Source organism: Actinocatenispora rupis, assembly GCF_016861975.1.
Lineage (GTDB): Bacteria > Actinomycetota > Actinomycetes > Mycobacteriales > Micromonosporaceae > Actinocatenispora > Actinocatenispora rupis.
The window spans coordinates 50,479-75,724 of record NZ_BOMB01000008.1 but is presented as its reverse complement, the minus strand read 5'-3'; the positions used below and the strand labels follow the sequence as shown (position 1 = coordinate 75,724).

The window sequence follows — 25,246 nt, the reverse complement described above, 5'->3', positions numbered from 1 at the left end:
GCCCCCTCATGACGCCTGCTGGGACTCACCGTCAGGACCGTCCGCATCCCCGTCCTCAAGGGCGATGTCGAGCTCGTGAAGCTGATGCCGTACCGCTCGCTCCGCATTCACGACCCACTCGAACCCGCCGTACCCCCACTTGGCGGTGTTGTCGAGCAACTGGCTGAGCAGTCGTTGCACCTCGACCAGCTCAGTGCGACGGAGTTTCGCCGATTCGGTCAGCACCCCGGCGAGCTTGCCGTCGTTCGTGAGCTGTGCTGCTTCGGCAATCAGCGGCTGCTCGCTCAGCTTCTCCAGCAACACCGACCAGTGGCGGCTGCGCTCGTCAACGATGTCGGCCCACCGCATCTGTTGGTCGTGCTCGTACTCCTGTCGCAGCGAGCCGAGTATCGGTCCGCTGATCTCCGCGGAGACGCGCGGATCCATCCGGATCATCAGCTCCGGGTGGCAGGAAACCGGGACGCCCCACCACGTGTACAGCTTGGGTTGCCTGGCGAGTTCCGCGTTGATCTGATGTTCCAGGCTCACCGGCTGGGTAGCAGGATATCGGTGGGCGCACGCGGACAAACGTTGCGAGACATAGATACAGGCGTCACGTCGATACCGGGCGATCGCTTCGTCGAGCTTCTGTTCGGTGAGCCCGCGCGACCGCCACGTGAAGGTCACGGTTGCCCGAAAGCTGAACACGCCCTGTTCGGCGAGTGCCTCGATCTCTCGGGAAACCGCGTCGTGGACTGCGAGCGGCCCACATCCGATCCCCGTGATCCGGCAGACGATCCACCACATGGACCGCCCAGCACCGCGAAAGCGGGACGCGATACCTGTCAGGAGTCTCTTCATGCCTGCACCCCCACCATGGCGGCGACCTCGTCGAGCAACGGGTTGAACGGCATCGAGGTGCGCCAGGCGTGGCGCAGATGGAACTCCGCCCGCCCCCTGAGCGCATCGATCGAAACCAGATCACGCAGCACTTCCAGCACCACCCTGGCACCATCCTCGTCACCGTCGGCGGCCGAAAGCCAGGAGCCGACACGGCGCCAACCGTCATGGGCCGTCTTGATATGAGCGAGGGTCGGTCCGAACACGCTGACGAATGCCGCCCGACGATCCGGGTCGGTACCGATCCATCTCACAACGACCGGCAGACCTCGCTCGCTCTCGTCGTCACGCTCCCCCGCCAGTCGCAGAGCGGTTCGGACCGCGTGTACAGCAGCGTCCCCTCCTCGCCGTTGCCACGTGTGCAGCGCCGAGAGGATGGTGTGCATCGTCGACGGCTGTGCCGTCTGATCGGCCACCATGGCGATCACCGGACTGTTCCGGTGGCTGGCGTGACCAGCGATCACTCCCAGATCGGCCACGACCCGTTCGACCGACACAACTGTCGTCAGCCCCGCAACGTACGTCCGCAATGCGGTGTCTCGTAGTCGGGAGAACCGACTGTGCACCCAGTCATGGATCAGCCGCCGAACTGTGGCGGCTCGATCGCTGTTGCGTGCAAGCAGCGCAAGGGTCAGTCCTGCTACCTGGCGACGTTGCGGGAACGCGGAGCTCGCCCAGTCGTTGAGCAGCGGGAAGACGCGGTCGTAGTCGAACAGCGCGAACATCGCCGCCGCCACCGAGACGCGTTGCCGGATCAACTTGTCGTCAAGTTCGACGACCATCGCCTTGAGCCAGGACAACAAGTTCTCCTGGCTGTCCGGGTAGTCATTCCAGGCCACGTCAAGAAGCGCCGGCAACAAGCCGTCATCCGTCAGCTGACACTTGCGCCCGCTACCGATACGGACCTCTTCACCGGTCAGCCCCAAGGTGTCAGGAACCAGATCGGCCAGGCAGAGGCCGAATCCGTCCCATGAACGATGGGAGCTCTCGGGGTCCATTGGCGCGGGATCAGGCACCTGCATCGTTGCGCACAACGTCCGCGCCGCGTCGGCCGCCACACTGATCCGGCATCCGTTCATCAGCGCGTACGCGAGGCGAAAGCATCGCCGGTAGGTCAGCCCCTGGTCCGGATGGGACGTACGAGTTCCGGGCTCGGTGGACGAGCTCGGCCGTGCGTCAGTCAGCAGATCATGCGCCGTTCTCCGTAGTGACAGGGGAGCTTCATCCCGCAGAACCTTCCTCAGCTCGACGGGAGTCGATGGTCGTTGGTCGACGATCCGTTCGACCAAGGCACTGATCTCACCGGTGCGTCGGAGTGCAGCCACTCTCGTACTGAGAACCTCGTCGTTCACGCACAGACCGATCACGACCTCGGCTCCGGCCGCCCTGGCCGCATGGCGGAGTACCCGCTCGAACACCGCCATGGGCGCCGGCGGGTCGTGCGGTACCTGGTAGTGCGCACCGTCTCGACGAGACTCGTCCTGCTCCCCGACCACTGCCACATACACGCTGTGGCTTTGCGCGACGCGGGCCAGGCTGCCCAGATGCGCAGAGTCGACGACACCCACCGGGCAATGGATCAGGAGTCCTTCGACATCCGATTGCCTGCTGTCCTCAGCCAGGGTGGCAAGGTCACCGAGTGTTCCGCCGTCTCGGAGGTACACCTCTGCAATCCCCGCTTCCGGGCGCGCACGATGGAGCGCGGCGCGGGCGGTCATGCCACGACCAGTCCCGGGCGAGCCAGACAGGTACACCAGGTGTCGGGCACGGAGTGCTCGATCGATCCAGCCGTCCCGGCTGGTGGGTACGTAGCGTGCCCGCTCCGCGGCCAGCACCGTGGCGTCGACTCGATTGGTCGTGAACGGCTCCGGCATGGCCGCAGAGACCTGGATGGCGGAGGAGTTGTCCCCGATCGCCGTTGCACCGCGGTTCGCCAGCTTGCGGAACCCGTAGCTGGCGCCGAGTGCGCGGACGACCTGATCGTCGACCGAACGCTCGGCTCGACTCAAGGGCTCCTGGAAACCAGCGTCACCTGCCTTGTCGGGCCCGTCGTCTCTTCCCGCACCGACCCCGCCATCATCTGTGCCGTGGTCATCGGCCGGCCTGGGGTCATCCTTGTCGGCCGGCGATCCACTTTGGTCTTCGGCGCCCATTGCCACCTCCTGACTACGGCAACTCGGTGGGACGGATGTACGCGTTGGCGTTGTCGCCGATGGCGGTGGGGCCGTGATTCGCCATAGGGCCGAAGGAGTACTTGGACGCAGCGCTCGTCTCCGCCGAGCGCTGTACCGGTGCTTCCGTGGCCTGAACCGCTGCGGCCGCAGCGTCGAGGGGGACGCACGCGACGACTTCGCCCAGGACGTGCAGCCAGGCTTCGCCGGTGTATTCCTTGTTGTGGACGACGATGCGGTGGAACCGGTCCGCACGGATCGCCTCGTACTCCTGGACGACGATGTCGCGGTGGATGGAGTCGGAGACGACGAGGGCCACGTTGGCGTCGGGGAACCGGTCGAGCGCCTGTTTGACGGCGTCGGCGTCGCAGAGGCGGCAGGTCTGGATGACGGCGTCGCTGGGGAATCCGTTCGGCCCGTCGAGGTGGACGAGCCCCTCGTGTACGGCCATGCGCAGCCGGATCCGCGATTCCGGCCGCAGTTCACGGTTGATGTCGCGGAGCTTCTCGTCGAGCAGTACCGGCAGGCGGCCGACGAGCAGCGGTTCGGGTGTCTCAGCGGGGAGGATGGCGAGTTCGCTGTCACCGCCCTGTTGCGTGGTCCACTGGGCGTGGTCGAGTCCGATCGCCTCGACCGATTCCGTCATGACCCGCCGGAACCGTTGCTGTGCATGGAACTGTTCGACGTTGCGGCGTCGGCTGTAGCGCTGCATGTCGATGCTGACGACCAGCCGCCGGTACGGGGTGTCCATGTGCTCCTCCACTGTGTCGACCGTGTCGGCTGTCAGGTCTACGGGCGGAAGTCGGCGCACACCACGTCAAATGACGGGATCGGCAGAACCCGTCGTACGACCTGGTTCCGTTGTCCGGCCGGGTGTGCCATGTGGACATGGCGGAGTTCATCGCACCCCGGGTCCAGGGCCGACGTGCAGACACCCTCGATGTCGCGCTGCGTACGGCCGAGTCGTTCCAGGCGTCGATCCGGCACGCCGACGCGAAGGTGGCCGCGTTGTTGTCGGTGGAGGGCGGCCTGGCTGCGGCCGTGGTCGCACGATCGCCCCGCACGCTGTCCGGGCAACCCGGTTGGCTGACCGCGGCGATGGTGACGGCCTTCGTCGTGTACCTGGTCGGTGCCGCGATCGCGGGCTGGCATCTTGCGACTGCGGTACGCCCGCGGCTGACGCCGCCGGCACGGTCGAACAGGTTCAGCTTCCCTGCCGTGGCCACCGGTTCGGTGCGATGGGACCGGGCGGACGGCATGGCGGAGGCGTCGGCGCTGGTGGCCACGCTGGCCGGCATCGCGCTGGCCAAGTACGGCCGGGTGGCTCGCGCCGTTCCGTGGCTGGCGACGTGCGCGGCCGGCGCGTTCGGCTGGCTGTTCCTGACCGGATGGACCGGCTAGCCGTCAGAAAGGCGACAGAACAGCTCCGGGTCACCTGGCGTGCGACGAGAGTGACCGCCGGCGGTCACGGCGAGGGAGGCGGACCATGGCGCGGACATCCCCGGTCACCGATCGATGGCCGGCCGAGACACTGCTCGGCCGGATCAACCGCACGGACGAGCGAGCACTGATACACCTGGGCAGCCCGCGTACTGCCAGCGCGGGCACCCGCCTGCTCCGACACGGCGAGCCCGGTACCCATGTCATCCTGTTGCTCGGCGGATTCGTCAAGATCACGGTCGGCACCGCGGACGGTCGGGAGGCGCTGCTCGCGGTGCGGGTGCCGGGCGACGTCGTCGGGGAGATGGCTGCGCTGAACAACCGGACGCGCTCGGCGACCGTGACGACGTGCGGCCCGTGCCGTTACACCGTCGTGCGGCAGCACCAGCTCCGCGAGTACCTTCAGCAGCACCCGGATGCGTTCCTCCATCTCACCGCGATGATGGCGGACCGCCTGGAGTGGGCGAACCGGCGCCGCGTCGAGTTCACCGCATATCCGGTACAGGTGCGGCTGGCCCGGATCCTGTGCGAGATGGCCGGCACGTACGGACGGCGGGTGCCGGACGGCGTCGAGATCGGTGTCAGCCTCACCCAGCCCGAACTGGCCACGTTGTGCGGCGCGTCCGAGGCGACGGTGCAGCGCGCGCTCCGCGAACTCCGCGCCGGCAATCTCGTGGCCACCGGCTATCGGCGCACGCTGGTCCGGGACCTTCCGAGCCTCCGCGTACTCGCCGACCTGGACGCCGCCTGGTCCGACTGAACCGGACCGGGTGGCGCCGGGGGATGGCTGGGTACCGCGCGGCGCGTTCGCGACGCAGCCGACGAACCGGGGCCGCGACACCAACACGGCGGCCGGTGTGACGGCAGGTAGCGCACAGTCCACTGTGGACAGAGCGGTGCCCGGAGCGGCTGGGTACCTCCGGGCGCCGTGGCGTGGTCACCGTTCGCGCCCCCGCCATCGCCGGCCCTCGCCGCCGACGCTACCCAACTGCGGTTGGTTCTGGCGGGCGGGCACGGACGGAGCCGGCCCGCCCGCCCCGAATCAGCAGGTGATGGCGGCACCGTTCGCGGGCTGGTGCGCGGCGCCGTCGCGGGCCGCCCGGAAGTTGTCCCGGTACGCGGCGAACACGGTCGGGTCCTCGATCTGCAGGATCGTCTCGTCCGACTGGCGCAGCGAGTTGGTGGACAGGTTGGCGCTGCCGGTCCAGAGGATCTCCCGGTCGGCCCCGCCGTAGTACTTGCCCTCCACCTCCAGGTACTTCGAGTGCGTCCAGACGGGGTCGGTGTCGCAGTAGTACCGCACCACGACGCCGTTGTACGCGCTGCTGGTCTTGGCGAGCAGGTCGCTCAGCGACTCGTGCGCGAGGCCGGTGTCGCCGCTGGCGTAGTTCTCGACGACCTCGACGTAGCAGCCGGCGGCGTCCAGCGCGACGAGCTTGGCCGCCAGGTACGGACGGCTGAAGATGTTGGTGTTGACCCGGATGATGGTCCGGTGGTTGTCGCTGGTGCCGACCTTCGTGTTGCCGAAGCAGTCCACGTGGTCGAGTACGGTCTCGACGGTGTCGGTGGTGGGGTCGCGGTAGACGTTGGCGCCGCTGGCCTCCTGCCGCGGGAAGAAGTGCACCTTGGCGTCGCCGGAGGTGACGGGCGCGCGGCCGGTCACGTAGTAGTTGTTGTTCGTGACCATCGCGACGAGGTCGTCGAAGTAGCCCGAGTAGGCGGCGTAGATGCCGTCGTTGCCGGTGAGGACGAGCGCGTTGTTCCAGCCCTTCGTACCGTCGCGGCCGTTGTGCAGGTTGGCGGACGACTGGACCACCACGTTCGAGGTGCCGCCGGTGGCGGAGAACAGGAAGAACTTGTTGTGGTTGATGGATTCCACGCTCGACAGCTGCCGGTTGCCGACGCAGCCGCGCGCCGCCGGACACGTGATCGCGTACGACGCCTTGGTCCTGTCGGTACCGAGTGCCGCGGTGAGGCCGGGCCACAGCGCCTCGCCGGTCTCCTTGTACGAGAAGACGACCTGCACGTTCACGCCGCGGTTCTTGGCGGCGACGAGCGCGTCGGGGATCGTGCTGTCGTCGGCGTAGAACATCGACATCCGGATCCGGGAACCGGCCGGGGCGCCGTCGATCAGCTCGACGATCTTCGTGACGATCGCGGCCTGCTGCGCCGCGGTACCGGTGGGGTCGTTGAAGATTGCCTGGGTGGTGACGGCGGCGTGCGCGGGCGCCGTGCCGACCAGGACGGAGGCGGCGACTGCGAGAGCCGCCAGATACCGCGCGAGAACCTTCATCGCAGCTCCACTACTGGAAGGAATCTGCCGCCCGCAGTGTACTGATCCGGTCCGTACCCGGATGCGCCCTGACGGTCGTTTGTCGGTGCCGACGCCGTTTCGTACCGCCGGGCCCGGTGTGCCAGCATGGTGCCCGACCGTCCACAACGGACAGACGGAGGCCGGACATGACGCACCGCATCGGTACTGGCGAGCACCACGTGATCGCGCTGCACGGCTGGCTCGGCCCGGCCGAGTCCTGGTCGCCGGTGTGGCCGCACCTCGACACCGCCACGTTCAGCTACGCGTTCCCCGACTACCGCGGGTACGGGACGCGCCGCGACGAGGCCGGCGCGTACACGGTGGACGAGATCGCGGCGGACGTCCTCGCGCTGGCCGACGAGCTCGGCTGGGACACGTTCTCGCTGGTGGGGCACTCGATGGGCGGCAAGGCCGTGCAGCGGGTGTACGCGCTGGCGCCGGAGCGGGTGCGCGCCCTCGTCGGCGTCTGCCCGGTGCCGGCGTCCGGCGTGCCGTTCGACGAGCCGACGGAGGCGCTGTTCACCGGCGCCGCGGCCGATCCGGCGAACCGCCGCGCCATCATCGACTTCACCACCGGCGGCCGGCTCACCGGCACGTGGCTGGACGCGATGGTGGCCCGCTCGGTCGCCACGTCCACCCCGGAGGCGTTCGCCGGATACCTGCGGTCGTGGGCGTACGAGGACTTCCACGCGGACATCGCGGGCGCGGACGTACCGGTCAAGGTGATCGTCGGCGAGCACGACCCGGCGCTGTCCGCCGACGTCATGCGCGCCACGTTCCAGCAGTGGTACCCGAAGGCGGAGCTGACGGTACTCGCCAACGCCGGCCACTACCCGATGGACGAGACGCCGCTGGCGCTCACCACCGAGACCGAACGCTTCCTCGCCTGACGTACGCGCGACACGCCCCGGGAGACGGTTCCCGGGGCGTGTCGCGTCAGGCGGCGTCGCGTGCGGCGACCGCGGCCCGGCCGGTACGGGACAGCGCGGTGAGGGCCAGGCCCAGGGCGAGCAGCGCGGCCGCCAGCGCCTGCGGGCCGAACGTGGCGGTCGCCAGCGTGCCCTTGGTGATCGCGATCAGCACCGCGGCGAGCAGGCACGCCACCCCGGCGTACCCGGCGGCGGTGCGGGCGTGCACGGCCAGCCGCGCCGGTACGCCGACGGTCTCGACCCGGGCGAACAGCCGTACCAGGACGGCGAGCACCGCGAGCAGCCCGGCGTACCAGAGGGGGCGGGTCAGCCACCACTGCGCCGTCCACGCCGCCGGCAGCGCCCGGTGCAGCCCGAACAGCACCACCCCGACGACCACGAACATCGCGGTCAGGTGCCACAGGTAGAGCGTCATGCTGCGGGCCTGGACGTACCCGACGACCCGCGACACGACCGGCCGGTCCAGCGCCCGCAGCACCGCACCGCGCAGCAGCAGCACCGCCGCCACCTGGTACACCGTGACGAGCAGCAGGCACACGGTCGGCGGGTTCATGTTGGACATGGCGTCACCGGGCAACCCCACCATGCTCGGCGGGTACGGGCCGGCGGCGACGAGCGCGGCCAGCGTGGCCACCGCGCCCGCACCGACGAGCGCCAACGTACGGCGGCGCAGCGTGCCCAGCGTGCCGTCCGCGTACGCGAAACCCAGCAGGTACGGCACCAGCCACACGCACAGCACGTTCAGGTACCCGAGCCAGGACGGCCCGCCGACCGCGAACCGGGCCAGGTCCACCGCGACCGCCGCGCCGGCCAGCACCACCGCCACCCGCAGCCCCCACCGGGAGTACGCCCGCAGCAGCGCCGGCGTGACCACGAGCAGCAGCAGGTACACGGCGACGAACCAGAGCAGCTGCGGCGCCAGCCCGGCGGCCCGCCGCACCGCGTCCAGCGGTACGCCGAGGGCCAGGCAGGCCGGCGCGATTACCACCGCCCAGGTCGCCAGGAACACCACGACCGGCGGCATCAGCCGGCCCAGCCGGCGCCGCAGGAACGGCACCACCTCCGTCGCGTGCCGCCGGGACCACCAGGCGCCGGCGCCGGCCGCGAAGAACATCAGCGGGATCACCTGGAGCGGCCAGGTCACCACCCAGCCGTACCCGCCGGACAGGGCGTTGCCGATGTCGAGCCGGTGCCCGTCCCAGGCCACGACCGGGATCAGCCAGTGCAGGACGAGGACGGCGAGGGTGCCGAAGGCGCGTACCGCGTCCACGAAGCGGTCCCGGCCCGCGACGGGCGAGCCGGCGGTACGCGGGGCCCCGCGGCGGGTCGCCTGCCGCGGCACGGCGGGGGTTACGAGCGTGGTCACGGCTGCCTCCGGCGCTGGGAAGGGGTACCGCCCCAGCCTCGCCGCCGGACGGCCCGGCCAGAATCCGGCGGCCCGGCATCATCCGCCTGGCGGTGCCGTCAGCCGGCGGCCTGGGGACAACCCCACCCCGCGGGCCGGGCGGGCACCGGGCGGCCGGGGGCGGCGGACATAGACTCCGCGGTGGATGTCGGAGGGAGCCGTCCAGTGCGCAAGGTACTGATCGCGAACCGCGGTGAGATCGCCGTCCGGGTGGTACGGGCCTGCCGGGACGCCGGCCTGGCCAGCGTCGCCGTGTACGCCGACGAGGACCGGGACGCGCCGCACGCGCGCCTCGCCGACGAGGCGTACGCGCTGGGCGGGGTGACCGCCGCGGAGACGTACCTGTCGATCCCGGCGTTGCTGGACGTGGCGGCCCGGTCGGGCGCGGACGCCGTGCACCCCGGGTACGGGTTCCTGTCGGAGAACGGCGACTTCGCCGAGGCGGTCCTCGCCGCCGGGCTGACCTGGATCGGGCCGACCCCGCAGGCAATCCGCGACCTCGGCGACAAGGTCACCGCCCGGCACATCGCCGGCCGCGCCGGAGCCCCCATGACCCCCGGTACGCCCGACCCGGTGGACGGCCCGGACGAGGTCGTCGCGTTCGCCGAGGAGTACGGGCTGCCGGTGGCGATCAAGGCCGCGTTCGGCGGTGGCGGGCGCGGCCTCAAGGTGGCCCGCACCCTGGCCGAGATCCCCGAGCTGTACGCCAGCGCCGTCCGCGAGGCGGAGTCCAGCTTCGGCCGCGGCGAGTGCTTCGTCGAGCGGTACCTGGACCGGCCGCGGCACGTGGAGGCGCAGGTCCTCGCCGACACCCACGGCAACGTGATCGTCGTCGGCACGCGCGACTGCTCGCTCCAGCGCCGGCACCAAAAGCTCGTCGAGGAGGCGCCCGCGCCGTACCTGACGGACGAGCAGCGGCGCACGATCCACGAGTCCGCGAAGGCGATCTGCCGGGAGGCCGGCTACCACGGCGCCGGCACGGTCGAGTTCCTGGTCGGGCAGGACGGGACGATCTCGTTCCTGGAGGTCAACACCCGGCTGCAGGTCGAGCACCCGGTCACCGAGGAGACCGCCGGCATCGACCTGGTCCGCGAGCAGTTCCGGATCGCGGACGGCGGGAAGCTGCGGCACCAGGAGGATCCGGTACCGCGCGGGCACTCCATCGAGTTCCGCATCAACGGCGAGGACCCGGGGCGCAACTTCCTCCCCGCCCCCGGTACTGTCACCCGCTTCGTCGCGCCGGCCGGCCCGGGAGTACGACTGGATGCCGGGGTCGAGGCCGGTTCCGTGGTCGGCGGCAACTTCGACTCGCTGCTGGCGAAGCTGGTCGTCACCGGCGAGACCCGCGAGGAGGCGCTGGAACGGGCGGCGCGGGCGCTGGACGAGATGGTCGTGGAGGGCATGGCCACGGCGCTGCCGTTCCACCGTGCGGTGGTACGCGATCCGGCGTTCCGGCCGGCGGAGGTGGGCGCACCGTTCACCGTGCACACCCGGTGGATCGAGACGGAGTGGACCAACACCGTCGAGCCGTACCAGGCGGCCGCGGACGTGGCCGAGCCCGAGGAGCGGCAGACGGTCGTGGTGGAGGTCGGCGGCAAGCGGCTGGAGGTCAGCCTGCCCGGTTCGCTCGGCGCGGTCGCGGCCCCGGCGAAACGCGCCGCCGCGCCGAAGCGGTCCCGCGCGCAACACGCCGCCACCGCCGGCGGTACCGCGCTGGCCAGTCCGATGCAGGGCACCGTGGTGAAGCTCGCCGTGGCCGACGGCGACACCGTCGCGGCGGGCGACCTGGTGCTCGTACTCGAAGCGATGAAGATGGAGCAGCCGATCACCGCGCACCGCGCCGGTACGGTCGCCGGGCTGTCCGCGGCGGTCGGCGCCGTCCTCACCGCCGGCTCCGTCATCTGCGAGATCACCGACTGACCGGCCATGGTCGCCGCCATCGAGCTGTACTTCGACGGTGACGCGCAGGCCCGGCTCCGGCGGCTGTGGGACGCGCTGGAGTCGGCGGGCGTGCCGAGCCTGCGCGAACACACGCACCGCCGGCACCGCCCGCACCTGTCGCTGGCGGTGGCCCGCCGGCTCGACCCGGAGCCGGTCGCCGACGCCGTACGCGGGCTGCTGCCGCCGGACGGGCTGACCGTGGAGTTCACCACGGTCGGGCAGTTCCCGGGGCGGGTGTTGTGGCTGGGCCCGACGGTACGGCCGGATCTGCTCGCGCTGCACCTGGCCGTGCACGAACGGTTGTCGGCGGCGGGTGTCGAGGTGGCCGGGGTGTACCGGCCCGGCGTGTGGGTGCCCCACTGCACCGTGTCCCAGCAGGTACCGTGGGCCGGCCTGGCCCGCGCGGTCGGGCTCTGCCTGGACGCGCTGCCGATCACCGCATCGTTGCGTTCCGCCGCCGTCGTGGACCACACCCGCGGGCTGTACCGCCCGATCGACTGACCCACGTCGACGGCGGCGGCCACCGCCGGGCACGATGCACCGGGACGCGTGGAGGTACGTGTGAACGAGGACTTCGCCTGGTGGCTCGGCGACGGCGACTGGTACGACCGGCGGCAGAAGGCGCAGATCGAGGAGCTGAACTCCGCGGTCGACGGCGCCTACCGGCAGTCGTCGCAGCTGCGGAGCCGGCTCGCCCGCATCGAGGGCGACCTGCAGAGCAAGGTGAACCGGATCGCCGCGGCGTTCGACGCGTTCGTCGAGCTGTCCGACGTGCGCGCCGAGCTGGCCGTCTACACCGACCCGGCGATCGTCCGCCATCAGGTACGACTGCTGCTTGCCGCGGTCACCGGCGGCGGTCCCGTCGACCCACCCGAGTTGCCGGAGGTCGGCGGCTACTGGCTGGTCCCCGCGGCCCGCGCGCTGTACGCGCAGCTCGTCGACGACCACGCCGCCGCGGCGAAGCACACCGAGCAGGCGACGGAGCTGGATGCCGGGCACGCCAAGTACTTCCTGACCGCGGCGCTGCGGCTGGCCGGCCCCGTCGACCTGAGCGCTGTGCAGTTGGCCGGCCTGCTGCCCACCGAGGGCCGCCCCGTCACGTACGCGGCGCGGGCGTTGTGGCGCGCCACCGCGGCCGGCGCGTTCGGCCGCCCGGGGCAGGCGTTGCTGGCCACGTCGCTGGAGTCGGCGCTGGGGCAGCCCGGGGTGGACAACCCGATCGACCCGTGGCTGGCCGCGATCACCGGTTCCGCCGGCGTCACCTCGGTACGTCCGGCCGCCGCGGCGACCACACTCGGTTCGTTGCGCCAGCGGCTGACCCCGGCCGAGCCACCCGCGGACGTACCGGCGGACGACGGCGACGACCCCGTACTGACGCCGCTGCGCGACCTGCTGCGCGCGCTGGTCGACGAGGGGCACGCGCCGGAGCGTCCGTTGCTGCGTAAGGCGGAGCAGCTGCGTTCGGTGGTCGAGTCCGGGCTGCCGCGGCCGGAGTTCCAGTCGTGGGACGCGGCGGTCGGCTCCGTCGCCGACCTGGTACGCGGGGACATCTTCGGCACCGACACCCCCGGCACCCGGCCGGTCGCCGTACGGGCGGCGGCGCCGTGGCTGTCCGCCTGCGTGGAGACGATCGCCGGGCATCTGAGCGCGCCGCCGGAGTCCGTGTCGGTACGCGTCCGCGGCCGGGACATCCGGGTCACCGCGGACGGCGCCGACCCGGCCGGGCTGGCCGCGCTGCGCAACGACATCGACGCCGGCTACCAGGTACGCCCGGCGAAGCTGATCGGCGGCCTCGTGACGGCGGTGGTCGGCCTGGCGGCGACGGTCGCCGGGTTCGCCGGTGTCGGCGTCGGGCTGGCCGTGGTCGGGCTGATCGTCCTGGTGGTCGGCGGCATCGTGGCCATCGTCGGCTGGCGCGAGTCCGGGCAGTACAAGGCGGCGTCGGCGCGGGAACGGGCGGACATGGACCGGTCGGTGGAGGCGCAGACCGAGGCGTTCCGGTCGACCCGGTCGAGCGACGAGCACCACCGCGAACGGGTCGCCGAGCACCGCGCCGCTCTCGCCGAACTCCTCGGCTGAGGCCCGTCGACGCTCGCCCGGACCGGACGCAGCTGAGGCCCGTCGACGCCCGACCCGAGCGAACCGGCTGAGGCCCGTCGACGCTCGGCCGTACCGAGCCGGGTGAGGCACTCCCCGTCGGCTGGTGCTCACCGGTCGACGCCCCGTCGGGGTGATGCTCGGCGGGACCGGATCGGCCGACGCGCCCCCCGTCCGTCAGGGTGGTGCTCGGCCGGGCCGGGACGGTGCGGCGCCCGAGTGGGCGATACTCGACGGGTGACGTCGCTACCGGTGGCGCGGCACCTGACGCGCGCCCGTGACCTCGCCGACGCGCGGTACGCGGAGCCGCTCGGTGTCGCGGACCTGGCGCGGGCGGCGGGGCTGTCCCGGGCGCACTTCAGCCGCGAGTTCCGGCGGGCGTTCGGGGTGTCGCCGCACGCGTACCTGTTGACGCGGCGGCTGGAGCGGGCCGCGGCGATGCTGCGGTACACGGATCATCCGGTGGCGGACATCTGCCTGTCGGTGGGCCTGTCCAGTCTGGGGTCGTTCACGACCAGCTTCACCCGGATGTACGGCAGGTCCCCGGTGGCGTACCGCGCGGCGTACCCGCCGGCGGCGGCGATGGCGCCGATTCCGGCCTGCCTGCTCCGGGCGTACGGGCGGCCGCGACACCGCACGTTTCGAGAAGACGGCGCACCGGACGGCTCCGTAGCGTGAATCGCGAGACGGAGACCGTACGGAGGACGCCATGTACAAGATCGCGAACGCGCAGCTGTGGGTGCACGACCAGGACGTCGCGCTGGACTTCTACACCGGGAAGCTGGGGATGGAGGTCCGCGCCGACGTGACGGTGCCGGAGATGGGCAACTTCCGGTGGCTGACCGTCGGACCGCCGAGCCAGCCGGAGATCGCGATCACGCTGATGGCGATCCCGGGCGAGCCGGTACTCGACGCCGCCACGAAGGCGAAGGTGGAGGAGCTGATGGCGAAGGGCTTCGCCGGCACGATCTTCCTCACCACCGACGACTGCCGCGCCGAGTACGAGGCGCTGAGCGCGAAGGGCGTCGAGTTCGTCGAGAAGCCCGAGGACCGGTTGTACGGGATCGACGCCGGGTTCCGCGACCCGTCGGGCAACCACTTCCGGCTGACCGAGGTCAAGGAAGGTTTCGGAAGCTGACACGGGTTGTCATGCCGGCCGGGCACGCTGGTCGGCATGACAACGGAGCAGAACACCGGCAGGGTGGCGCTGGTCGCGGGGGCGACCCGGGGCGCGGGCCGGGGCATCGCGACGGAACTCGGCACCACCGGCGCCACCGTGTACGTGACCGGCCGGTCCAGCGCGCGGGACGGCGGGCACCGTTCCGAGGTGGACCGGCCGGAGACGATCGAGGAGACCGCCGCGCTGGTCGACGCGGCCGGCGGGCACGGGATCCCGGTCCGCGTCGACCACACCGACCCCGACCAGGTACGTGCGCTCGTCGAACGCATCGACGCCGACCACGGCCGCCTCGACGTACTCGTGAACGACGTCTGGGGCGGCGACCATCTCCTCGACTGGGACGCCCCGGTGTGGCAGCACTCCCTGGCGGACGGGCTGCGCCAGCTGCACAACGGCGTCGACACGCACATCGTGACCAGCCATTTCGCGCTGCCGCTGATGATCCGGCACCCGGGCGGCCTCGTCGTCGAGATGACCGACGGCACCGCCGAGTCGAACGCCGACTTCCGCCGGGGCACCTCCCTCTACTACGACCTCGCCAAGTGGTCGGTGCTCCGGCTCGCCGTCGCCCAGGCGTACGAGCTGCGGGAGTACGCGACGACGGTGGTGGCGTTGACGCCGGGCTGGCTGCGCTCCGAGGCGATGCTCGCCGGGTTCGGCGTCACCGAGGAGACGTGGCGGGACGCGACGGTCGACCAGCCGCACTTCGCCATCTCCGAGTCCCCCCGGTACGTGGGGCGCGCCGTCGCCGCGCTCGCCACCGACCCGGACGTGGCGCGCTGGCACGGCCAATCGCTGTCCAGCGGCCAGCTCGCCCGGGAGTACGGGTTCACCGACGTGGACGGGTCGCAGCCGGACGCGTGGCGCTACATCGCGGAGGTCGAGTGGGCCGGCAAGCCCGCCGACGTCACCGGCTACCGCTGAGCCCCGCGTACTCCCACGGGTCGTGTGCGCAGACCACGGTGACGCCCGGCTCGTCGGCGACCAGCGCGGCCAGCCGCTCGTTGTACGCGAGGCGCCGCGCCCGGTCGTGCTCGGCGCGGGACTGGAGCGCGTCCAGTTCCGGCGGTCCGGGTACGGCCGGCCGGCGCAGCTCCCCGTGGAAGAAGTACGCGTCGCCGGCGTGCAGCAGCCAGCCGTCGCCGTCGCGTACCGCCACGGCGGTGTGGCCCGGGGTGTGCCCGGCGAGCGGCACCAGCCGGATCCCGTCGGGCAGGCCCGCGGGCTGCTTCGCCGTAGCGAAGCCGAACCAGGGCTCACCACCCTCCTCGTACGGCTGCCACCGCGGGCCGTGCGCCCAGTGCGGGTGCTCACCCGCGGACGCGAGTTCGGCGGCGGCCACGTGCACGGTCGCGTACGGGAAGTCCGGCAGCCCGCCGGAGTGGTCCACGTGCAGATGCGTCGGCACCACGTGCCGTACGTCGGCCGGGTCGAGGCCGAGCCGCGCGAGCTGGCGTACCGCGGTGCGGTCGGGGTCGAGCCGGGGCTGCGCCCAGCCGCGGAACTCCGCGCCGAGCACATCCGGCTCGCGTACGTCGAGGAGACCGAACCCGGTGTCGACGAGTACCAGGTCGGTGTCGGTCTCGACGAGCAGGCAGTGCGCGACGGCCGGCAGCGGGTCCAGCCCCGCGGGCGCCGGCAGCGTCCGCATCGTGCCGCAGTCGAGATGGTGGATGCGCATGGGTTCCCCCTGGTAGGAGTGGACGCGCGGACGGCCCGACAGCGGTGCCGGCGCGTGCATCCCGACGCTAGGAGGCGCCCCCGTGGCTCACCAAACGGTCAGTGACATGCTGTGCACCGGCACCGATCCGCGCCCCGAGCCCGACTGCCCCGTCGAGGTCACCCTCGGCGTACTCCGCGGGCGGTGGACGCCGCTGGTGATCGACCAGTTCCGCGCCGGCCCGCGTACGTTCGGCGAGGTCGCGGCGGCACTGCCGGCCCTGTCCGACAAGGTCCTCGCCGACCGGCTCGCCCAGCTCACCGCCGCCGGCGTACTCTCCCGGCACCGTACGCCCGGGTGGCCGGCGCGCGTGCGCTACGACCTCACCGACCGCGGCGCCGCCCTCGTCCCCGTCCTGCACGCGATGTGGCAGTGGGGCGCCGACACCTGACGTTACGGTGCGCCCTTTCCGGAAACCGTTGCGCGCCAACGGTTCGGCGCCCTTCCGCGTACCCCGGGGAACCGTTGCACGGCACCAACTGTTCAACAATGGGACAATCGAACGCTCCGCAACGACAACAATCCGAACCGTACGGTCACCGTGCGCCTCGACAGTCACCCCCAAGAACCCACCGCCACGCGCCCACCTCGACGCCACACACCGAGCGGACATCACACACCCGCACGCCAACATCGTTGCGCGGCAACGACATCGACCTCGGGTACCGGCACACGCCCAACAGGGAGCCGCGGCATCGGCGACGCGGGAAACCGTTGCGCGACAACGGTTCGGCGGTGGGTCAGTCGAACTCGTGCTGCATGAGCTGGCGGGCGGCCTCGGCGAGAGAGCCGGACAGCGACGGGTAGATGGTGATGGTCTGCGCGAGCTGCTGTACGGACAGGTGGTGCTCGATGGCCAGCGCGATCGGCAGGATCAGTTCGCTGGCCTGCGGCGCGACGACCACCCCGCCGACGACCAGGCCGGACGCGGGCCGGCAGAACAGCTTCACGAAGCCGTCCCGGATGCCTGTCATCTTCGCCCGCGGGTTCGTACGCAGCGGCAGCGTGACGGTCCGCGCCGGTACCTTGCCGGAGTCGACGGCCGCCTGCGAGGCGCCGACGGTGGCGATCTCGGGGGCGGTGAACACGTTCGCCGAGACGGTGGACATCCGCAGCGGCTGCACGGCCTCGCCGAGCGCGTGCCACATGGCGATGCGGCCCTGCATGCCGGCGACCGAGGCGAGCATCATCAGGCCGGTGCAGTCGCCCGCCGCGTAGATCCCCGGCACGTTGGTACGGGAGACGCGGTCGACGGCGACGAAGCCGCCGCGCCCCAGCTCCACCCCGTACTCCTCCAGCCCGAGGCCGGCGGTGTTCGGCACCGAGCCGACGGTCATCAGCGCGTGGCTGCCGTGTACGACGCGCCCGTCGGTCAGCTCCACCCGTACGCCGTCGCCGTCGCGGCGCACGCTCGCCGCGCGGGACCGGTTCAGCACGGTCATGCCGCGCTCCCGCCACACCGCCTCCAGGGCGGCGGCGGCGTCGGCGTCCTCGGTCGGCAGCACGCGGTCGCGGCTGGACACGAGCGTCACGTCCACCCCCATCGCCAGGTACGCGGAGGCGAACTCGGCGCCGGTCACGCCGGAGCCGACGACGATGAGCTTCTCGGGCAGTTCGTCCAGGTCGTACACCTGGCGCCAGGTGAGGATCCGTTCCCCGTCGGGGCGCGCGTCGGGCAGCACCCGCGGGGTGGCCCCGGTGGCGAGCAGCACCACGTCGGTGTCCACGAAGTACTCCCCGCCGTCCCGCGGCGTGATCCGTACCCGGTGGGTGTGGCCGAGGGTGTCCTCGGCGAGCCGGGCCGTACCGGTGACGACCTCGACGCCCGACTTGGCCACCTTGTCGTGGATGTCCTCGGACTGCGCCGCGGCCAGCCGCTTCACCCGACCGTGCACGGCCGGCGCGTCCACGTGCGCGGCCTCGGTCCGGACGCCGAGCGTGCCGGCCCCGCGGAACGCGGTCACCACGTCCGACGAGGCGATGAACGTCTTGCTGGGCACGCAGTCCGACAGTACGCACGCCCCGCCGACGCCGTCCCGCTCGACCAGCGTGACGTCGGCGCCGAGCTGCGCGGCGACGAGGGCCGCCTCGTACCCGGCCGGGCCGCCCCCGACGATGACGATGCGTGCCACCACGAACTCCGATCCGCTGACGTGTGGGAAGACCTCCGCATTCTCCTCCTGCGAGGGGTGCCACAGCCACGCCGGGGTTCCCGGAACGCCCCGTCCACGTACCGAAAGATGGGATGTGCGGGTGATGTTGCGGCCAGTTTCCGCGCCGGCGGGCTTCGCCCGACTATCGTGCTTTCCCGTGTCGCTCTACGCCGCGTACGGCTCGAATCTCGATCCCGCCCTGATGCGGGAGCGCTGCCCGCACTCCCCGCTGGTGGGTACCGGGTGGTTGGAGGGTTGGCGCCTCACCTTCGGCGGCGCCGAACTCGGCTGGCAGGACGGGCCGCTGGCCACCATCGTCGAGGACCCCGACGACCGGGTCTTCGTCGCGCTGTACGACCTGCACGCGTTCGACGAGTCGGCGCTCGACCGGTGGGAGGGCGTCACCAGCTCCCTGTACCGGAAGCTCCGGGTCCGGGTCGCGGCGCTCGACGGCGACAAGATCGCCCGGGTGCACGTGCTCGACGCGTACGAGGGTGGGCTGCCGAGCAGCCTGCACGTGCAGCTCGTCGCGGACGCCGCCGAGAAGGCCGGCGCCCCGGACGACTACGTGAAGGCGATCCGCTCCCGCCCGGCGCTCTGACGACCCGTCACAGCTCGATGGACTCGCCGGGGGCGAGCCGCCGGTAGTCGGTGTCCGGCAGCAACGCCCGGAGCGTACGGTCCACGACCTGGTTGCCGAGCTCGGAGTTGATCGCGTCGTGGATCGGCACCGTACGCTCGGCGCCGACCGCGCGGGCGAAGTCCACCGCCTCCGCCACCTTCAGCCACGGGCCGCTGACCGGCAGCAGCAGCGTCCGCACCGGCGCGTCCGGCGCGACCAGCGCGTCACCCGGGTGGTACACGCCGTCGACGAGGTACCCCACGTTCGGCACGAACGGTACGGCCGGATCGGGCAGCAGGTGCGGATGCACCCGCGCGTGCGTCCCGCCGTACGTCCGGACCCGGTAGCCGGCCGCGTCGAACGTCTCCCCCGGCCCCACCACGCTCGCCCGGCCGCCCAGATCCGGCAGCTCCGCGACGACCGGTGCCGGCGCCCACACCCGCAACCCCGCCCCCGCAGTACGCAGCAGGTCAGGGTCGACGTGGTCGAAGTGGCCGTGGCTGACGAGCACCACATCGGCGCCCGTCAACGCCTCCGGACCGGCGAAGCCGCTCGGGTCGAACACCAGCACGCCGGCCGCCGACTCCAGGCGGACACAGGCGTGCGCGTACCGGATCAGCCTCATGCGTCCGTTCTACCCCGCGGGCGGCGCACCGCCCACGGATCACAGCGACGGATCGGCGAGCGCGGCGAGCGCCGTGTGCACCAGCACCCGTACGCCGTGGGCGATGGCCTGCTCGTCCACGTCGAAGTTCGGCTGGTGCAGGTCGAGCTGCTCGCCGGGACGACCCACGCCGAGCCGGGCCATCGCGCCGGGCACGTGCTCCAGGTACCAGGCGAAGTCCTCACCGCCCATGCTGATCGGCGCCTCGACCACGTGGTCCGGGCCGAGCGCGGCGGCGGCCGCGGCACCGAACACCGCGGTCGCGGCCCGGTCGTTCACCACCGGCGGTACGCCCCGGGTGTAGTCGACCTCGACGTCCGCCCCGGTACCGGCGACCGCGTCGCGGACGAGCTGGTCGATCAGCTCGGGTGCGTCACCCCACGCGTCTCGGTCCAGCACCCGTACGGTCGCGCGGGCGACGCCCTCGCGCGGGATCGCGTTCGGCGCCTGGCCGGCGTGTACCGCGCCGAACACCACGGACAGGCCGGCGCGCGGATCGGCGCGCCGGGTCAGCAGCGCCGGTACGTCCACGACGACCCGGGCCAGCGCGTTGACCACGTCGGCGGTCAGGTGCGGGCGCGCGGTGTGCCCACCCGTTCCCGACAGCCGTACCTCCAGCATGTCGGCGGCGGCGGTCAGCGGACCGGAACGGACGCCGATCATCCCGGTCGGCAGCTTCGGGTCGCAGTGGAACGCGAACACCGCCCGCGCGTCGGCCAGCCCGCCCGCGGCCACGACCTGCGGCGCGCCCGACGGGAACCGTTCCTCGGACGGCTGGAGCAGCAGCCGTACGGTGCCCGGCAGCTGCCCCGCCGCGGCCAGCTCGGCCAGCGCCAGGCCCGCGCCCGCCACCACCGTCGCGTGTACGTCGTGCCCGCAGGCGTGCGTCACCCCGTCCACCGTCGACCGGTACGGCACGTCCTTGACGTCGGTCATCGGCAGCGCGTCGATGTCGCCGCGCAGCGCGACCACCGGGTCGCCCGAGCCGACCTCGCAGATCACCCCGTTGCCGGCCGGCAGCAGCCGCGGTTCGAGACCGGCACCGGCGAGGATCCCCGACAGGTACGCCGCGGTCGGGTGCTCCTCCCCGGACAGGTCGGGGTGGGCGTGCAGGTGTCGGCGGATGGCGACGAGCTCGCCGTGGTGACTCGCGAGCCAGCCGTCCAGCAGGGCGGGCAGCGAATCGGCGGCGGGGTCGAACCTGGTGGTCACGCCGGGGGTCAGCGTCGATGCACTCACTGTCTGATCGTCTCGATCTGTGATGGTGGAGCGGCGGGTGGGACGACTGTCTGTACGCACTGTCACCGGCATCGGCCGGCCGCGTACGGCCGCGTGGGGCGCGGCCGTTCCGGTGGACGTGATCCTAGTCCGAACCGGATGACGCTGTGCGACCGGAATTGCGGTCGGGTCCTGTCGCTGTCCGTGCGTAGCGCCACAGTTTCCTGTCCTCCCGGCCGGCGCTCGCGTACCGCGCGTCCGACGCGGCGACGCCGACCTCACACCCCGTACAACGCCGGAGGTACGCGGCGGTCACGCTCGACGTCACCCGGTCGCGTACACGGACAGTGATCACTGGGGCGGCGCAGAGCACTGCGCAGTGTGACCAGCTCGGTGGCCCACTCTTTCGAACATATGTGCTAATGTCTCGGCTGCGTCAGTCGGTGACGGAGCAGTGGGGTGCCAGCCAAGTGGCCAGAAAAGACCCTCATCCGCCAACGGGGGACCTGCCGCGTTCGCGCGGTCAGGTGAGCAGGGAGGTTCCGAGCACGCTCGGCAGACACCGGCTGACGCGCCAACCGTCCGGCCGTGCCGGTGGGAAGACGGCCCCCACCGGCACGGACCGGTCAGAACCGTTCGGCCGGCTGGTGGGTGCCCCAGACGTCGCGCAGCGCGTGGCAGACCTCGCCGACCGTCGCCCGCGCCCGCAGCGCCGCCTTCATCGGCACCAACACGTTCTCCGTACCGGCGGCCGCGGTGCGCAGTGCGTCCAGCGCGGCGCGTACCGCCGGGTCGTCGCGGTCGGCACGCAGGGCGGCCAGCCGCTTCTCCTGCTCGGCGCCGATGGCCGGGTCGACCCGCAGCGGCTCGTACGGTTCGTCGTCGTCGGTCTGGAAGCGGTTGACGCCGACGACCGTCCGCTCGCCGGCCTCGATCTCCTGCGCCACGCGGTAGGCGGAGAGTTCGATCTCGCGCTTCTGGAAGCCGGCCTCGATCGCGTCGACCGCCGAGCCGTACTCGAAGACCTTGTCGATCAGCGCGACGGTCGCGGCCTCGATCTCGTCGGTCATCGACTCCACCAGGTACGACCCGGCGAACGGGTCGACCGTCGCCGTCAGGTCCGTCTCGTACGCCAGCACCTGCTGGGTACGCAGGGCGAGGCGGGCGGCCTTCTCCGTCGGCAGCGCGATCGCCTCGTCGTACGAGTTGGTGTGCAGCGACTGGGTGCCGCCGAGGACGGCGCCGAGGCCCTGCACGGCGACGCGGATCAGGTTCACCTCGGGCTGCTGCGCGGTGAGCTGCACCCCGGCGGTCTGCGTGTGGAAGCGCAGCATCTGCGACTTCGGGTTCGTCGCGCCGAACTCGTCGCGCATGATCCGGGCCCAGATCCGCCGCGCCGCACGGAACTTCGCCACCTCCTCCAGCAGCGTCGTACGGGCGACGAAGAAGAAGCTCAGCCGCGGCGCGAAGTCGTCCACGGCGAGGCCCGCGGCCACCGCCGTCCGCACGTACTCGATGCCGTTGGCCAGGGTGAACGCGATCTCCTGCACGGGCGTCGCGCCGGCCTCCGCCATGTGGTAGCCGGAGATGGAAATGGTGTTCCAGCGCGGCAGTTCGGCCGCGCAGTAGGCGAAGGTGTCGGCGACCAGGCGCAGCGACGGCCGCGGCGGGAAGATGTACGTCCCGCGCGCGACGTACTCCTTGAGCACGTCGTTCTGGATCGTGCCGGTGAGCTTCGCGCCCGGTACGCCCTGCTCCTCGGCGACGAGCTGGTAGAGCAGCAGCAGTACCGCGGCTGGCGCGTTGATCGTCATCGACGTGGAGACCTCGCCGAGCGGGATCCGGTCGAACAGCGTGCGCATGTCGTCGATCGAGTCGATCGCCACGCCGACCTTGCCGACCTCGCCGTGCGCGATCGGCTCGTCCGAGTCGTACCCCATCTGGGTCGGCAGGTCGAACGCGACGGACAGCCCGTGACCGCCCGCGGCCAGCAGCTGGTGGTAGCGGGCGTTGGATTCGCGCGCGGTACCGAAACCGGCATACTGGCGCATGGTCCACGGTCGGGAGGTGTACATCGTGGGGTATACACCCCGGGTGAACGGGTATGCACCCGGCGCGCCCAACCGCTCGTCGAGGCCGGGGCGTACGTCGTCGGGGCCGGCCACCGCCGGCACCGGAATGCCCGACTCCGCCCGATGTTCCGCGCTCATCGCGACTCCCCCGACCGGCACTGTCGCACCGCCGACGTACGGTGTGGGCCGGTGGACATCGACGCGCGCCACCGACCACCAGCGGCGCGCGACACGACCAGTACGCTTGGCCGTCGCCTCCGGTCTGCGCTCGGAACCGAGGATTCGCTCCGACCTCCGGCGGGAGACGCGGTCTGTAGTCGTGGCCGTCGCCTGCGGTCTGCGCTCATGCGCCGATCGTAAGCGCCACGGCCGTACGGCACACCGGCCCGGTGTGCGCCCGACCACCGCCGGCGGTGCCCTCCGCCGGGTGGCCCGGGGAATGACGGAAGGTGAGGGCGAGATGGCGGCGTCGGTCTCGGGGCACCCTGGTGCGCGGCGGCGGATCGCGCCCCGCAGACTGGACACCCCGTCGGATTCCGGTCCCCTGCACGCCCCGTGCACGGGCCGGGCGCCGCACCGTGACGTGGAGCGGTTGACTCCCGGAGGACACGCCTCGTGACCACCCCACACCCCAATCCGCCCGGCGACGGCCCCCAGGCGCCGAGCGACAGCCGCGGTACCCCCGGCGCCTGCATCGGCGGCCGGTACACGCTGCACGAACCGATCGGGTCCGGCGGCATGGGCGCCGTCTGGCGCGCCCACGACGACCTGCTCCGCCGCGACGTGGCGGTCAAGGAGGTCCTGCTACCGCCGGGCATCCCGGCCGACGAGCGCGCCGCGCTGTACGAGCGGACGCTGCGCGAGGCGCGGGCGGCGGCCAGCCTGTCGCACCCCTCCGTCGTCCGGATGTACGACGTGATCACGGAGAACGACCGGCCCTGGCTGGTGATGGAGCTGCTGCAGGCGCGCAGCGTGGCGGACATGATCGCCCGCGACGGCGCGCTCAACCCGCGGGCCATCGCCAAGATCGGGCTGTCCGTGCTCGGCGCGCTGGAGGCGGCGCACTCCGCCGGCGTACTGCACCGCGACGTGAAACCGGCGAACGTCCTGATCTGCTCGGACGGGCGGGTCGTGCTGACCGACTTCGGCGTCGCCCGGATCATGACCGACACCAACGCGGCGCTCACCACGCCGGGCATGGTGCTCGGCTCCCCGCAGTACATCTCGCCGGAGCGGGCGATGGGCGCGGACTTCGGCCCGCCGTCGGACCTGTTCTCGCTGGGCGTCACGCTCTACACCGCGGCGGAGGGCCGCCCGCCGTTCGACCGCGGCGACCCGCTGTCCACCATGCACGCGGTGGTGTACGAGGACCCCGAGCCGCCGCGGAACGCGGGGCCGCTCGGGCCGGTCCTGTCCGGGATGCTGATCAAGGACCCGCAGCAGCGCTGGGACGTCACCCGTACCCGGAACGAGCTGCGTGCGGCGCTGGCCGGCCCGCTGTCCGGTGGCCCGGCCGCACCGCAGACCTCCGCGTACCCGTCGGCGCCCGCCGCGGGCGCCCCGGTCTCCGGCGCGCCGATGTCCGGAGCGCCGATGTCGGGCGCGCCGATGAGCGGTCCGCCGATGTCCGGTGCCCCGATGAGCGGTGCCCCGATGAGCGGGCAGCCGATGTCCGGCCCGCCGATGTCCGGGCAGCCGATGTCCGGGCAGCCGATGTCGGGTGGGCCGGCGCCGGGGATCGCCTCCGCCCCGCCGTACGGGGAGCCGACGCAGATGCGGCGCGGAACGGCGCAGGTGCCGGTCGCGGCGGAGCAGTACCACGTGCCGGAGTACGCGCAGGCGTACCACGAGGAGCGGCCGCGGCGGCGACTCGGCCCGTGGCTGGTGGCGGCGGGTGCGGCCGTGGTGGCGATCGTGATCGTCGCGGTGGCGCTCGGCGCGAGCGGCGTGTTCAGCGGCACCGAGACCCCGAACAAGCCGAAGCCCGCGGCGGAGAACGCCGTGTCCGGCACGAAGTTCACCAACCCGAACGCGGGGTACGGCTCGGTCGTGCCGAAGGGTTGGAAGCGCGTGTCGAGCAAGACCTTCTGGCAGTACGCGGACCCGAACGACGGCGGTGCGTGGATCCGGTTCAACACCGAGTCGTACAACAGCACGGCGGCGCACCTGCTGCGCAACGCGGGCAACGGCCTGAACTCGCAGTACCAGGACTACCACCAGGTCGCGCTGCGTACCGGGGTGCCGCTGGGCGGGCACAACGGCGCGGAGCTGGAGTACACGCTGGTGTCGCAGGGGCAGCACCGGCACGCGCTGTGGCGGGTCGTGGTGGTCGACGGCACGGCGTACCAGGTGTACCTGTCGGTGCCGGAGGCGTCGTTCCAGCAGGACCGGGCGGCGTACCGGAACGCGGTGAAGGCGTACCACATCGGCTGACCCCGCGG

At 71.9% G+C, this 25,246-nt stretch carries 22 protein-coding genes; 12 read left to right on the top strand and 10 right to left on the bottom strand.

Annotated features, from left to right (window positions below):
• Positions 1-6: 6 nt before the first annotated feature.
• Genes Aru02nite_RS06990 through Aru02nite_RS06980 form a run of 3 tightly spaced genes read right to left on the bottom strand, consistent with a single transcriptional unit; the run spans position 7 to position 3,813 of the window.
• Complete coding sequence (locus tag Aru02nite_RS06990; protein WP_203655840.1) at positions 7-840, bottom strand: hypothetical protein; 834 nt, start codon at positions 838-840, stop codon at positions 7-9.
• Positions 837-3,032, bottom strand: a complete 2,196-nt coding sequence (locus tag Aru02nite_RS06985; protein WP_203655839.1) for a hypothetical protein — start codon at positions 3,030-3,032, stop codon at positions 837-839. Before Aru02nite_RS06985 ends, Aru02nite_RS06990 begins: the two co-directional genes overlap by 4 nt.
• A 13-nt stretch (positions 3,033-3,045) precedes the next feature.
• Positions 3,046-3,813, bottom strand: coding sequence for a hypothetical protein (locus tag Aru02nite_RS06980; protein ID WP_203655838.1), 768 nt, complete (start codon positions 3,811-3,813; stop codon positions 3,046-3,048).
• A 125-nt stretch (positions 3,814-3,938) separates the two neighbouring features.
• On the opposite strand from Aru02nite_RS06980, the gene Aru02nite_RS06975 reads away from it, so the two are divergent.
• Positions 3,939-4,451, top strand: coding sequence for a Pycsar system effector family protein (locus Aru02nite_RS06975; protein ID WP_203655837.1), 513 nt, complete (start codon positions 3,939-3,941; stop codon positions 4,449-4,451).
• Positions 4,452-4,536: 85 nt separating this feature from the next.
• The gene (locus Aru02nite_RS06970) at positions 4,537-5,250 is read left to right on the top strand and encodes a Crp/Fnr family transcriptional regulator (protein ID WP_203655836.1); all 714 of its coding nucleotides are present in this window, start codon (positions 4,537-4,539) and stop codon (positions 5,248-5,250) included.
• 282 nt (positions 5,251-5,532) lie between these two features.
• Here the strand turns inward: Aru02nite_RS06970 and Aru02nite_RS06965 are convergent, their stop codons facing one another.
• The gene (locus Aru02nite_RS06965; protein ID WP_203655835.1) at positions 5,533-6,783 is read right to left on the bottom strand and encodes a phospholipase D-like domain-containing protein; all 1,251 of its coding nucleotides are present in this window, start codon (positions 6,781-6,783) and stop codon (positions 5,533-5,535) included.
• A gap of 167 nt (positions 6,784-6,950) precedes the next feature.
• On the opposite strand from Aru02nite_RS06965, the gene Aru02nite_RS06960 reads away from it, so the two are divergent.
• A complete protein-coding gene (locus tag Aru02nite_RS06960; protein ID WP_203655834.1) occupies positions 6,951-7,694 on the top strand; it encodes an alpha/beta fold hydrolase in 744 nt (247 codons plus the stop codon).
• A gap of 46 nt (positions 7,695-7,740) precedes the next feature.
• Here Aru02nite_RS06960 and Aru02nite_RS06955 read toward each other — a convergent pair whose 3' ends face one another.
• Positions 7,741-9,099: an acyltransferase family protein gene (locus Aru02nite_RS06955; RefSeq protein ID WP_203655833.1), complete on the bottom strand. Its 1,359-nt coding sequence runs from the start codon at positions 9,097-9,099 to the stop codon at positions 7,741-7,743.
• A gap of 204 nt (positions 9,100-9,303) precedes the next feature.
• On the opposite strand from Aru02nite_RS06955, the gene Aru02nite_RS06950 reads away from it, so the two are divergent.
• From Aru02nite_RS06950 to Aru02nite_RS06925, 6 genes are all read left to right on the top strand, one after another.
• Positions 9,304-11,058 carry an acetyl/propionyl/methylcrotonyl-CoA carboxylase subunit alpha gene (locus Aru02nite_RS06950; protein ID WP_203655831.1) on the top strand — a complete coding sequence of 585 codons (1,755 nt, stop codon included), beginning with the start codon at positions 9,304-9,306 and terminating at the stop codon, positions 11,056-11,058.
• 6 nt (positions 11,059-11,064) lie between these two features.
• Complete coding sequence (locus Aru02nite_RS06945; protein WP_203655830.1) at positions 11,065-11,580, top strand: 2'-5' RNA ligase family protein; 516 nt, start codon at positions 11,065-11,067, stop codon at positions 11,578-11,580.
• 60 nt (positions 11,581-11,640) lie between these two features.
• Positions 11,641-13,158 (top strand): hypothetical protein, encoded by a 1,518-nt coding sequence (locus Aru02nite_RS06940; RefSeq protein ID WP_203655829.1) that lies wholly within the window; start codon positions 11,641-11,643, stop codon positions 13,156-13,158.
• Positions 13,159-13,413: 255 nt separating this feature from the next.
• Positions 13,414-13,854, top strand: coding sequence for a helix-turn-helix domain-containing protein (locus Aru02nite_RS06935; RefSeq protein ID WP_239076467.1), 441 nt, complete (start codon positions 13,414-13,416; stop codon positions 13,852-13,854).
• 31 nt (positions 13,855-13,885) lie between these two features.
• The gene (locus Aru02nite_RS06930) at positions 13,886-14,314 is read left to right on the top strand and encodes a VOC family protein (RefSeq protein ID WP_203655828.1); all 429 of its coding nucleotides are present in this window, start codon (positions 13,886-13,888) and stop codon (positions 14,312-14,314) included.
• Between the two features lie 36 nt (positions 14,315-14,350).
• Positions 14,351-15,280, top strand: a complete 930-nt coding sequence (locus Aru02nite_RS06925; RefSeq protein WP_203655827.1) for an SDR family oxidoreductase — start codon at positions 14,351-14,353, stop codon at positions 15,278-15,280.
• On the opposite strand, the gene Aru02nite_RS06920 is transcribed toward Aru02nite_RS06925, so the two are convergent.
• A complete protein-coding gene (locus Aru02nite_RS06920) occupies positions 15,264-16,037 on the bottom strand; it encodes an MBL fold metallo-hydrolase (RefSeq protein ID WP_203655826.1) in 774 nt (257 codons plus the stop codon). The genes Aru02nite_RS06925 and Aru02nite_RS06920 overlap by 17 nt on opposite strands.
• 106 nt (positions 16,038-16,143) lie before the next feature.
• On the opposite strand from Aru02nite_RS06920, the gene Aru02nite_RS06915 reads away from it, so the two are divergent.
• A complete protein-coding gene (locus tag Aru02nite_RS06915; RefSeq protein WP_203655824.1) occupies positions 16,144-16,467 on the top strand; it encodes a winged helix-turn-helix transcriptional regulator in 324 nt (107 codons plus the stop codon).
• A gap of 349 nt (positions 16,468-16,816) precedes the next feature.
• Here Aru02nite_RS06915 and Aru02nite_RS06910 read toward each other — a convergent pair whose 3' ends face one another.
• On the bottom strand, positions 16,817-18,208 hold the full coding sequence (locus Aru02nite_RS06910; RefSeq protein WP_203655823.1) for an NAD(P)H-quinone dehydrogenase: 1,392 nt from the start codon (positions 18,206-18,208) through the stop codon (positions 16,817-16,819).
• 178 nt (positions 18,209-18,386) lie between these two features.
• Between Aru02nite_RS06910 and Aru02nite_RS06905 the strand changes: the two genes are divergently transcribed.
• Complete coding sequence (locus tag Aru02nite_RS06905) at positions 18,387-18,830, top strand: gamma-glutamylcyclotransferase family protein (protein WP_203655822.1); 444 nt, start codon at positions 18,387-18,389, stop codon at positions 18,828-18,830.
• A 7-nt stretch (positions 18,831-18,837) separates the two neighbouring features.
• Here the strand turns inward: Aru02nite_RS06905 and Aru02nite_RS06900 are convergent, their stop codons facing one another.
• The 3 genes from Aru02nite_RS06900 to Aru02nite_RS06890 form a co-directional block, all read right to left on the bottom strand.
• Positions 18,838-19,476, bottom strand: coding sequence for an MBL fold metallo-hydrolase (locus tag Aru02nite_RS06900; RefSeq protein ID WP_203655821.1), 639 nt, complete (start codon positions 19,474-19,476; stop codon positions 18,838-18,840).
• A 39-nt stretch (positions 19,477-19,515) separates the two neighbouring features.
• Complete coding sequence (locus tag Aru02nite_RS06895) at positions 19,516-20,754, bottom strand: amidohydrolase (protein WP_239076466.1); 1,239 nt, start codon at positions 20,752-20,754, stop codon at positions 19,516-19,518.
• Between the two features lie 605 nt (positions 20,755-21,359).
• On the bottom strand, positions 21,360-22,943 hold the full coding sequence (locus Aru02nite_RS06890) for an acyl-CoA mutase large subunit family protein (protein WP_203655819.1): 1,584 nt from the start codon (positions 22,941-22,943) through the stop codon (positions 21,360-21,362).
• 600 nt (positions 22,944-23,543) lie between these two features.
• Between Aru02nite_RS06890 and Aru02nite_RS06885 the strand changes: the two genes are divergently transcribed.
• Positions 23,544-25,238 carry a serine/threonine-protein kinase gene (locus Aru02nite_RS06885; protein WP_203656060.1) on the top strand — a complete coding sequence of 565 codons (1,695 nt, stop codon included), beginning with the start codon at positions 23,544-23,546 and terminating at the stop codon, positions 25,236-25,238.
• Positions 25,239-25,246 lie beyond the last annotated feature (8 nt).